Source organism: Microcystis sp. LE19-8.1F (assembly GCF_027531715.1).
Taxonomy (GTDB): domain Bacteria; phylum Cyanobacteriota; class Cyanobacteriia; order Cyanobacteriales; family Microcystaceae; genus Microcystis; species Microcystis wesenbergii_A.
This window is the reverse complement of sequence record NZ_JAPZSO010000075.1, coordinates 1-10,630: the sequence shown is the minus strand read 5'-3', so window position 1 is coordinate 10,630 and position 10,630 is coordinate 1. Positions and strand designations below refer to the sequence as shown.

At 44.4% G+C, this 10,630-nt stretch carries 9 protein-coding genes and 1 pseudogene; 2 read left to right on the top strand and 8 right to left on the bottom strand.

Translation table 11 applies throughout. The annotated features are described in order from the left end of the window. Positions 1-257: 257 nt before the first annotated feature. Positions 258-1,205 (bottom strand): F0F1 ATP synthase subunit gamma, encoded by a 948-nt coding sequence (locus tag O9334_RS07740; RefSeq protein ID WP_002763363.1) that lies wholly within the window; start codon positions 1,203-1,205, stop codon positions 258-260. Between the two features lie 422 nt (positions 1,206-1,627). Continuing rightward, positions 1,628-2,269, bottom strand: a complete 642-nt coding sequence (locus O9334_RS07735) for an LON peptidase substrate-binding domain-containing protein (protein WP_045356206.1) — start codon at positions 2,267-2,269, stop codon at positions 1,628-1,630. 742 nt (positions 2,270-3,011) lie between these two features. Between O9334_RS07735 and O9334_RS07730 the strand changes: the two genes are divergently transcribed. Next, positions 3,012-3,968: an RNA polymerase sigma factor, RpoD/SigA family gene (locus tag O9334_RS07730; protein WP_045356207.1), complete on the top strand. Its 957-nt coding sequence runs from the start codon at positions 3,012-3,014 to the stop codon at positions 3,966-3,968. A gap of 93 nt (positions 3,969-4,061) precedes the next feature. Here O9334_RS07730 and O9334_RS07725 read toward each other — a convergent pair whose 3' ends face one another. The 3 genes from O9334_RS07725 to ureA all read right to left on the bottom strand — a co-directional run bounded on the left by O9334_RS07725 (position 4,062) and on the right by ureA (position 5,680). Beyond that, the gene (locus tag O9334_RS07725) at positions 4,062-4,949 is read right to left on the bottom strand and encodes an S-methyl-5'-thioadenosine phosphorylase (protein WP_287999782.1); all 888 of its coding nucleotides are present in this window, start codon (positions 4,947-4,949) and stop codon (positions 4,062-4,064) included. Between the two features lie 82 nt (positions 4,950-5,031). Next, complete coding sequence (gene ureB / locus O9334_RS07720; protein ID WP_045356217.1) at positions 5,032-5,358, bottom strand: urease subunit beta; 327 nt, start codon at positions 5,356-5,358, stop codon at positions 5,032-5,034. Positions 5,359-5,377: 19 nt separating this feature from the next. Then, complete coding sequence (gene ureA, locus O9334_RS07715; RefSeq protein ID WP_002738360.1) at positions 5,378-5,680, bottom strand: urease subunit gamma; 303 nt, start codon at positions 5,678-5,680, stop codon at positions 5,378-5,380. Between the two features lie 906 nt (positions 5,681-6,586). On the opposite strand from ureA, the gene O9334_RS07710 reads away from it, so the two are divergent. Further along, positions 6,587-6,826 carry a DUF433 domain-containing protein gene (locus tag O9334_RS07710; RefSeq protein ID WP_079209096.1) on the top strand — a complete coding sequence of 80 codons (240 nt, stop codon included), beginning with the start codon at positions 6,587-6,589 and terminating at the stop codon, positions 6,824-6,826. 499 nt (positions 6,827-7,325) lie between these two features. Here the strand turns inward: O9334_RS07710 and O9334_RS07705 are convergent, their stop codons facing one another. The 3 genes and pseudogenes from O9334_RS07705 to O9334_RS07695 all read right to left on the bottom strand — a co-directional run. Then, positions 7,326-7,544 carry a hypothetical protein gene (locus O9334_RS07705; RefSeq protein ID WP_079207363.1) on the bottom strand — a complete coding sequence of 73 codons (219 nt, stop codon included), beginning with the start codon at positions 7,542-7,544 and terminating at the stop codon, positions 7,326-7,328. Positions 7,545-7,546: 2 nt separating this feature from the next. Beyond that, positions 7,547-8,020, bottom strand: coding sequence for a type II toxin-antitoxin system VapC family toxin (locus tag O9334_RS07700; protein ID WP_043997957.1), 474 nt, complete (start codon positions 8,018-8,020; stop codon positions 7,547-7,549). Positions 8,021-8,247: 227 nt separating this feature from the next. Next, a pseudogene (locus tag O9334_RS07695) lies at positions 8,248-10,512 on the bottom strand (formylglycine-generating enzyme family protein); the annotation flags it as partial. Positions 10,513-10,630 lie beyond the last annotated feature (118 nt).

Sequence of the window (10,630 nt, the reverse complement as noted above, 5' to 3'; positions counted from 1 at the left end):
ACGGGAGACGGGAGACGGGAGACGGGAGACGGGATACAGCTATTAGGGATCGGATTTGAGTTTTCAGTTCACTGTTTCCTCACATCAGAAGTCTGACGGAGTAGTGGCTTAGATGTGTAATTAATTGTGCTTAGATACTTAGGAGGAATAGATAATCAGTTTTTAATAACCGGATTTAGTATTACGCCAGCTAATATAAAAAAAAGGAGTGAAAACAATCACTCCTACTGATAATCAGAAGAAAAACTGGCTTAAACCTAGAGAGCGTTGGCCCCCGCTACTACTTCTAACAATTCTTGCGTAATAGCGGCTTGACGCGCTTTGTTGTAGGTACGGCTTAAAGTCCCGATTAACTCGCTGGCGTTCTCGCTGGCGTTGCTCATCGCTGTCATCCGGGCTGCTAATTCACTAGCTGCCGATTCCTGGAGGGCGCGCAGTAATTGGTTATTTAAGTACAAAGGCAGGAGAGAATCGAGGATTTGGACGGGATTCTGCTCAAAAATCATGTCTTGGGGAAAAACCTGCGCTGGTTGGCTGGCCATTTTTTCCCGTTGTACCTTAAATTTTCCTTCTTTAGTCACCAAACGGAAAATCTCGTCATCTTGTACCGCTAAACCTTGAGTAGTTAAAGGTAACAGGGTTTGAATCACCGGAGTGGCACTGATCAGGGAGATAAAACGAGTATAAATTAACTCGACGCGATCGACTGTTTCCGATAAAAACAAGGAAAGCAATTCATCCCCAATAGTGCCAGCTTCATCGGCAGTGGGAATCTGTTCGAGGTTGATAAATTTAGCGGCAATGGGAGCATTCCGGCGCTCGAAATACTGTGCCGCTTTCCGGCCGGCAACAACTAATTGATACTTAATCCCTTGCTCTTTTAATTCATTCATCCGTTGTTCGGCACGACGGATGACGTTAGTATTATAACCGCCACAAAGACCTCGATCGCCTGTGACTACCAACAGAGCCACGGTTTTTACTTCCCGTTGGGCCAGCAGGGGTAAATTAACATCACTAAAGGCCAAACGACCTTGGAGATTATAGAGTACCTGAGCGAGGGCATCGGCAAAAGGACGGGTACAGAGAACTTGTTCTTGGGCGCGGCGCACTTTTGCGGCCGCCACCAGACGCATGGCCTCGGTAATTTTTTTGGTATTTTTGACCGATTGAATTTGGTCGCGAATCGCTTTGAGATTAGGCATAATTCAGTTATCAGTTATCAGTTATCAGTCATCAGTCATCAGTTATCAGTTATCAGTTATCAGTTATCAGTTATCAGTTATCAGATTGGAGTTTTAAGTGAGCAGTATGTGTTAAGTGAGCAGTATTAAATAGCAGTTTACCGCTCACTGTTTACCGCTCACTGTTTACTGATCACTGTTTACTGATTACTGAAATAACACCTCCACTGCCATCTCCTCAAGCTTGAAAACCTCAATATCATTAGAGTTCTTGCCTAATTAATTTTTGATAGTTCAAAAATGAGAAAAATAGGCATAAAATTGCGTAAAATCCCTAAATAGAGCATTTAATTGATTAATGCTCATTCTTAATTCTCCTGACTACTGACTACTGGCTCGGAGACTCCTCACCTAAGGTCAGATTTTTGATTTTTGCCAGAGGTCTATTGATTTAAAGCATCTTTAAGAGCCGTGCGAGCGGCCAGATGATTGCGAGTCGAGGTGAGAATTTCCGATTCTCGTTGCAGACGACTGACTGTATCGAGCATTTCTAATAAAGCTTGTTGTTCCCCGGCCACACCGTAGAGATTACCCGCCACCCAGTAGGATAATTCCAGGGGAAGACTGGGCAAATCGTCGGGGAGTTCAATTTTTTGAGCGGTTAATTTGGCTGATAGATGAACCACATCCCGCAGCAGTCGATCCACTTCTTTGGCCAGAGGTCGCAAATCTTGGGGGGTGGGGACATCTTCAATCCACTCCACTAAACCGACGCGATAGGGTTTTTCCCGGACGTATTCTAGGACACGGAAGCGCTGTTGACCGATGGTGAGAATTTTTAACCGATCATCCGGGAGACGTTGACAACGGACAACTTCCGCACAACTGCCCACTTTAGCGATTTCTCCCGTGGCCGGATCTACCATTAAGACCCCAAAACGACGATCTTCTTCCAATATCGTATTCATCATAATCCGATAGCGAAACTCGAAGATGTGCAGGGGCAGAGGACGACCCGGAAATAAAACAACTTCGGGTAGGGGAAAGAGAGGTAATTCTCTAACGGCAATGGAAGAAGTGGCCATAGGTTTAGTGAAAAAAAACCGATCTTCTCTTATTTTTACACAATCCCCCCTGAACCGCTAGGCAAGGGCAATAGACAGGAGGCAGCCTTGAATCAGTAAACAGTTATCAGCTTCTGAAGGCAAGAGGCAACAGGCACTCGTGCAAAAGACAGAATCTGACAATTCTCCTACCTAAAAAGAAGGTTAGAAACTAAGCACATCAAAGCTTTTAGCTTAACCAATTAGGTCTTAGATTCGGCCCTTGTTATCAGATGTGAGTTTTCAGTTCACTGATTACTGTTTACTGTTCACTGTTCACTGAAAATACTTCCCTCACTGATCGCTATGCAATCTAGATGAGAAAATTGCTGATTTTGTCATCTAGATTGCAGCCTGATCGGAAACCTCTGGGTAATCTATGAGTATAGATACTCAAACCTCTCCTTCATCGGTGCGTTCCTGAGAGGGATGATTTTTTTTCTCATAAACTTTACAATATTTAATACTTGTTGTAATATTAGTTAAATAAACAAGGTTGTCACTACTTGCCATTTATGCCCATAAACTCTACATATAGCTAAAAACCGGACTATAGAGCCAATTAAATCGTCAATTAGATTTCTCTCTATCCTTGAGTAATCACTTACCGATCTCTTTACAAAACTAGAAAAAACCCTGATAGCATCTCCTTAACTGCCCCTGGGGAAGCGATCTTAAAAACGCCATCAATCCCTGAATATCAACCCTCAATCGACGCGCACTCATGAAAACCTCGAAAAACCTCACCGATCCAGTTCGCGCCTATCTCAGAGAAATTGGCCGAGTTCCCCTTCTTTCCCATGAAGAAGAAATTCTCTACGCGAAACAGGTACAAAGATTAATTTTTCTGGAAAAAATCAAAGAATCCCTAAAAGCTAAACTCGGCAGCGACCCCAGCGATCGCCAGTGGTCAGAAGCGGCGGAAATTAGTGAAGAACAACTACGTCGAGAATTAGGGGCGGGGGATTTCGCCAAACGCAAGATGGTAGAAGCGAACCTGCGTCTAGTGGTTTCCGTCGCTAAAAAATACCTAAAACGCAATCTAGATCTATTGGACCTCATCCAAGAGGGAACCATTGGGATGCAAAGAGGGGTGGAAAAATTCGATCCCACCAAAGGCTATCGCTTTTCCACCTATGCCTATTGGTGGATTCGCCAAGCCATCACCCGGGCGATCGCAGAAAAAAGTCGCACCATCCGTCTGCCTATCCACATCACCGAAAAACTGAATAAAATCAAAAAAGCCCAGCGTCAACTAGCTCAAGATAAAGGTCGCGCTGCCACCATTGCCGAATTAGCCGAGGAATTAGACCTAACTCCCAAACAGGTGCGAGACTACTTGGAAAGGGCCCGTCAACCCCTTTCCCTTGACTTAAAGGTGGGGGACAATCAAGACACGGAATTAGGGGAACTCTTGGAAGATAAGGGACTTTCCCCCGAAGATTACACTGCCTATTCTTCCCTCCAAGTGGACTTAGAAAAACTGATGGCAGACCTCACCCCTCAACAAAAAGAAGTGATTTCTCTGCGTTTTGGTTTAGATAATGGGCAGCCCCTCACCCTAGCAAAAATTGGCGTTCGACTCAATATCAGTCGTGAACGAGTCCGTCAGATCGAACGAGAAGCGATCGCTAAATTAAGAAAACGCAAGGGCAACATCAGAGAATATCTAGCTAGTTAAGCCAGAGATAACTTAGAATTTGGGTCAAATTGATCGTCTGGATCACAGCGAGAAAAATGACCCACTTCTAGATTCATCGGCCACTTTTCTCGGCTATTTCTCTACTTCTTCAAGATATTTTTTCAACAGGAGAGCTAATTTTTCTTTAGTGGCGACGGGAACAGAATCTAGACGGGTAAGAATAGCGTATTTAAGGGCAGAATGAGCGGCAGAAACGGGAGGATTAGCTGCTAGACGGCGCACCGTTTCTTGGATGACTTTTTGGGCATTAATAGCGTTATGGTGCAGATTTTCGATCACCATTTCTACCGTGACATGATCGTGATCGGGATGCCAACAATCATAATCGGTAACTAGGGCTAAGGTAGCATAGGCAATTTCCGCTTCTCGGGCTAATTTGGCCTCGGTTAAATTGGTCATACCGATCACGGTTGCCCCCCAACTTCTATAGAGATTTGATTCCGCTTTAGTAGAAAAAGCCGGCCCCTCCATGCAGATGTATGTACCGCCCCGATGCAAGGTAACTTCTGGCAGGTTTAAACTAGCGACGGCATCCCCCAAAATTTCGGCTAATTGGGGACAAACGGGATCGCCAAAGGCAACGTGGGCAACAATTCCTTCCCCAAAAAAAGTCGCTATTCTCTCTTTAGTTCTGTCAATAAATTGATCGGGAATGACTAAATCTAGGGGTTTAACTTCGGCTTTTAGGGAACCAACGGCCGAAGCGGAAATAATATATTCAACCCCTAATTGTTTGAGAGCGTGAATATTAGCTCGAAAGGGTAATTCGGTCGGTAAAAAATGGTGACTTCTGCCATGACGCGCTAAAAAGGCCACTTCTGTTCCCTCTAAAGTACCGAGAATTAAAGCATCGGAAGGAGAACCAAAAGGAGTATCGAGGGATACTTCCCGCACATCCTTGAGGGCATCCATTTTATACAAACCACTGCCGCCAATAATGCCAATTTTTACCGTCGTCATAGTCTTGGAAAGAATTAGTTATCGTTGCCTTGATGTTACCATAATTGAGCGATCGAACTATGATAATTTTTCTGTCAAGACCTTACTTTTTCTTTTTCTTGCCCTTGAGGGAACCATTAATTAAACCATTAAAGCCATAAATTTCTTCAGTTCCCGCGATGGCAACTAATTCCACCTCTTTCGTGTCTCCCGGTTCAAATCTAACTGATGTACCCGCGGGAATATTCAGATGGGTTCCTTTGGTTAATTCGCGCTGGAACTCCAGGGCCTCGTTAACTTCATAAAAATGATAGTGGGAACCCACTTGAATCGGTCGATCGCCTGTATTAGCCACAGAAATACGCAGGGTGTCGCGACCGACATTAATCTCGATCGCCCCGGATGGTGTGATAATTTCTCCCGGAATCATAAGTGCTAAAAATCTCCTGTTAGTGAATGGGATTGTGAACGGTAACTAATTTAGTACCATCGGGAAAAGTCGCTTCGATCTGCACTTCCGTAATCATTTCCGGGATACCTTCCATTACCTCCTCGCGAGTTAATAAAGTCGTGCCGTAACTCATCAATTCAGCCACGCTACGACCTTCCCTAGCACCTTCGAGGATGGCGGCGCTAATATAGGCGATCGCTTCGGGATAATTTAACTTAATACCGCGGTTTTTGCGTCTTTCGGCGAGCAGTGCCGCCGTGAAAATCAGTAATTTATCTTTTTCTTGGGGCGAAAGTTGCATAGATGGGCCTTTTTTCACACAGATGCCTAGGGTTATTGTAGTTCTTGGCCGGGTAGTTGTAGCGATCGAGTTGTGAAAATTTATGTACTTAGCCAGCATTATTGATAAAGATTGGGGAAAATACTCAAAAACTTTGCTAGGAAAGGGCGTTGTCAGATCAGAATAGGAAAGATGCCATGCAATCCTTGCTACCCTTCGACTTGGCTCAGGGCAAGTCAAAGTAATTTCAGTTCCGGGCTGATTCGGGGCATCTTTCAATTTGACAACGCCTATTGTAGGGCTAATTCATGAATTGGCCCCACACCTATTACCTAGTAGGGATAATTCATGAATTATCCCTACACCTATTACCTAGCTATATTCCACTAGCCCAGATTCCCTTGGTTTTATCTAATAAGGTTTCAAAATCCGCTTCTGTCCTTTCATCCTCAACCACTTGAATGTTAATGGCTAACTTTGTTGCTGCTTCAAAGGGTAAGTTAGAGAGGATAATCTTTTGAGAATTTCAATATTTAAATAGGTTTGATAGGTATTCATAATTATTGATAAGCAGAAACTGTTGATTTAGGATAGAAAAGACAATTATAATACTTTTTGATAGCCGATAACTGTTTCATTTTCATTGTCCTTAACAAAATTTAACATTACCTCAATTTTCTCAAAAAAATCGAGGTAATGTTAGGCGGGAAAGATAGAAGAGCAAAGGGTTAAAGTCTTGGGGAGACACAGGCAACCCGAATGATAAAGGTGGTGCGTTACGGCGGATTGTTAATTTGAGTTTTTTGACCGAATTGATAGCCGCAAACACGCACCCTAGACTCTACTAAAAGTGGGAGTTTTTCAACCCAAATTTTCTGGTAAAATGATTAGGGATAATTGGCCAAAACTTTATGGGGATTTAAGCCTGTGATCATCAAAGAGTTAGAAGAGCAACTTCTTGCCCTCAAACCTAGGGAAAAAGTGCAGGTAATCCAGTTACTCGCTCAAAGTCTTGGTGGTAATTGGCAGGGAATTGAGAAAACGCCTAAAGTTTGTGGTGGACAAGCCTGCATTGCCAATACAAGAATTCCAGTTTGGGTGTTAGTAGAAGCTCGTCGTCTTGGTTATAGTGATGCTGATTTATTAACAAGTTATCCGACTAAGTAGGTAGGCGTTAAAAATTATCAGATGCCCCCCTTATTAAGGGGGGATTAAGGGGGGATCCCCCCGCCTATCGGCACCCCCCTTATCAAGGGGGGCAGGGGGGATCGAACCTAAAATCCATTTTTAATTTAATTATAACCAGCTACTTATTAAAGCTACGGATTTAGCTAATGCTTGGGTATATGCAGCGGCTCATGAAGATGAGATTGATTTACTCATTGAGCAGAATCAGGCAGTTTAGGGGATGATACTAAATCCGCTTATTAAAAACTGATTATTTATTCTCCGTTTTGCCTGTTGCCTGTTGCCTGTTGCCTGTTGTCTGTTGCCTCTCCTGATATGTAGCCTATACTCAACGGATTTAGTATTAGATTAAACTGCTCCCAAAAAGGCAAAAGCTGCCTAGGACGCACCCTAAGATATCTGAGGCCAGCAATGCTCTAAAGTTGATAATTTAATTGGGGACAATTTGCCGAAAAAGCTTTTACTTCGTCATCCCATTCTAACTTGAGCGGCGACTGGTATCATCACCAATATCTTTCGGTCGTCCGCTCCAACGTTTTGCTAGACCGGGTTTTCGCGACAAGGTGACAACTTCTCTGCCACTTTCCGCTTGCTTCTTGCGTAGATCTGCAAAGATTGCATCCAAGTCATAGTTGAAGGACTTGGCATACTCTTCACGGATTCGGTGGATCTCTTCGACGATCTCATCATGAAACATAATCAACCTCCTAACAGTTCGTTGGGTGTACAAAGAATCGGTAACTCGTATCCAAAATCAATGCTGATCTCTGCCAATTTTCTCTGAATTTGAGCATTAGCAATATGCTTACAGTTCCACGTTAACAGATAATCCATACCGTGGACAGTTGCGGCGGCAATGTGGATCGCGTCAACTTTCGCTTTTGGAGGCAGATTACTGCGGGTTAAGAATTGTTTAGCCAAACCTTGTGCAGCTTCGTTCAATGCTAACAAGGGAAAATCACGCAAAATATCCAGCCTTTCGGAGGCGATCGCTGTATCTCCTTTAGTTACTTCCTCTAGGACAGCCTCGGAAGTGTACAGAATAAAGTCGTTTCGACGAAATTCCCACCATTCCCTCGTTATCTCAATATTAGCCGCCACAATAATATCTCTGCTGGGTCGAGCAGTTAGGTAGCCTAAGATACTGGTTTCAATATAGACGCTTTCGCTCACGGCAATAGGAGAAAATCTATCCAACGTCCATCATACCCTATTTAATCTTGGTTCCGAGGGTGTTGGGTAACAGTCGTCAACCCAACTACGGGCTGCTGTCAAAAAGGCAAAAGCTGCCTGGGACGCACCCTAGAAAATCTCAAAAAAATCGACCCGCCGCTAGGCGGGAAAAAGAGAAAAAGAGAAAAAGTAAAAAAGGGTAAAAAAGGGTAAAAAGAGAATAAGGGTTACAGAGTCCTCCCAGCACCGCACACCACCCGAAAACCGACGAAGATGTCGTTGAGGTTGTCGCGGCGGAAGTATCTGAGGCGGTAAGCGGAACGGCAGAGAGAGGGAACGCTGTACCAAGAACCGCCCCGCAATATTTGATAATCATTATCATTTGTTAACCAAGCACTGCCATCCTTTGGCGCTCCGATATAGTTATCGTGCCAATCGTCTTCGCACCACTCCCAAACATTGCCACTCATGTCATAGAGTCCCCAAGCATTGGGCCTTTTCTGACCCACAGGATGAGTTGTCCGCTGAGAATTTTTGTAATACCAAGCGTAATTTCCTGACTGATTAGCATCATCACCGAAATAAAAGCGAGTGGTAGTCCCCGCACGACAGGCATATTCCCATTCCGCTTCTGTGGGGAGACGATAGGTTTTTCCTGTTATTTGACTCAATTTTTGACAAAAGGCTTGAGCGTCATTCCAACTAATCCTTTCTACCGGATTTTGGGGATTATTATAAAAATGAGAGCGATTGGTTCCCATTACCGCTTGATATTGTGCCTGAGTCACCGGATATTTCCCGATCGCAAAACTGTTTATTTTAACTGGGTGTTGAGGCTTTTCAAAATCCCTAGCATTGCGATCACTATCAGGAGAGCCCATGAGAAATTGACCTGCTGGTAAGCCTACCATTTCCAGTGTTATTCCCTTGGGTAGGTTTTCGGTAAAGTTTGTCAGTGGAGTTGGCACTACTTTAGGTAACGGTGTAGATGTCACAGTAGCGATAGGTAACTGTGTAGATGTCACATTGGGGACGCACACCACCCGAAAACCGAAGTAGTTGACGATGTTGCCCCGGCGGTAGTTGAAGTTGCGGTAAGCGGAACGGCAGAGATTTGGAAGGCCGTACCAAGAACCGCCCCGCACTATTTGATAATCATTATCCTTTATCAGCCAAGCACTGCCGTCACTTGGCGCATTCTGATAGCTATTATGCCAATTGTCTTCGCACCACTCCCAGACATTTCCGTGCATATCGTAGAGGCCGAAAGCATTGGGCCTTTTCTGACCAACAGGATGAGTTGTATTTTGAGAATTTCCGCTATACCAAGCGTAATCTCCTAACTGATTAGCATCATCACCGAAATAATAGCGAGTAGTGGTCCCCGCACGACAGGCATATTCCCATTCCGCTTCTGTGGGGAGGCGATAGGTTTTCCCGGTTATTTGACTCAATTTCTGACAAAAGGCTTGAGCGTCGTCCGAACTAATCCTTTCTACTGGATTTTGGGGATTATTTGAAAAATGAGAGGGATTTGTTCCCATTACTGCTTGATATTGTGCCTGAGTGACAGGATATTTCCCGATCGCAAAACTGTTTATTTTAACTGGGTGTTGAGGCTTTTCATAACTTGTAGCATCGGGATCACTATCAGGAGAACCCATGAGAAATTGACCTGCTGGTAAGCCTACCATCTCCAGTGTTATTCCCTTGGGTAGGTTTTCGGTAAAGTTTGTCAGTGGAGTTGGCACTACTTTAGGTAACGGTGTAGATGTCACAGTAGCGATAGGTAACTGTGTAGATGTCACACTGGGGACGCACACCACCCGAAAACCGATGCTGAGGTTGAGGATATCGCCGTTGGAGCGATCGGTGGAACGGCAATACTCGGGAATGTCGTCCCAAGAGCCGCCACGTATTATGTGAACATTACTATTATTTGTTACCCAGGCACTGCCATCCCTTGGCGCATTCTGATAGCTATTATGCCAATTGTCCTCGCACCACTCCCAAACATTGCCACTCATGTCATACAGTCCCCAAGCATTGGGCTTTTTCTGACCCACAGGATGAGTTGTATTTTGAGAATTTCCTTCATACCAAGCGTAATCTTCTAACTGATTAGCATCATCACCGAAATAATAGCGAGTAGTGGTCCCCGCACGACAGGCATATTCCCATTCCGCTTCTGTCGGTAGGCGATAGGTTTTCCCGGTTATTTGACTCAATTTCTGACAAAAAGCTTGAGCGTCGTCCCAGCTAACCTTTTCTACCGGATTTTGGGGATTGTTTTTAAACTGAGAGGGATTTGTTCCCATTACCGCTTGATATTGTGCCTGAGTGACAGGATATTTGCCAATAGCAAAACTGTTTATTTTAACTTGGTGTTGAGGCTTTTCCCAACTTTCAGCATCGCGATCACTGTCAGGAGAGCCCATGAGAAATTGACCTGCTGGTAAGCCTACCATTTCCAGTGTTAGTCCATTGGGTAGGTTTTCGGTAAATGGAGTTAGCTTTGCTGGGGGAGGTGGTGGCGAAGAGGGCGCTGGAGGCGCTACTTTAGGTAACGGTGTAGATGTCACAGTAGCGATAGGTAACTGTGTAGATGTC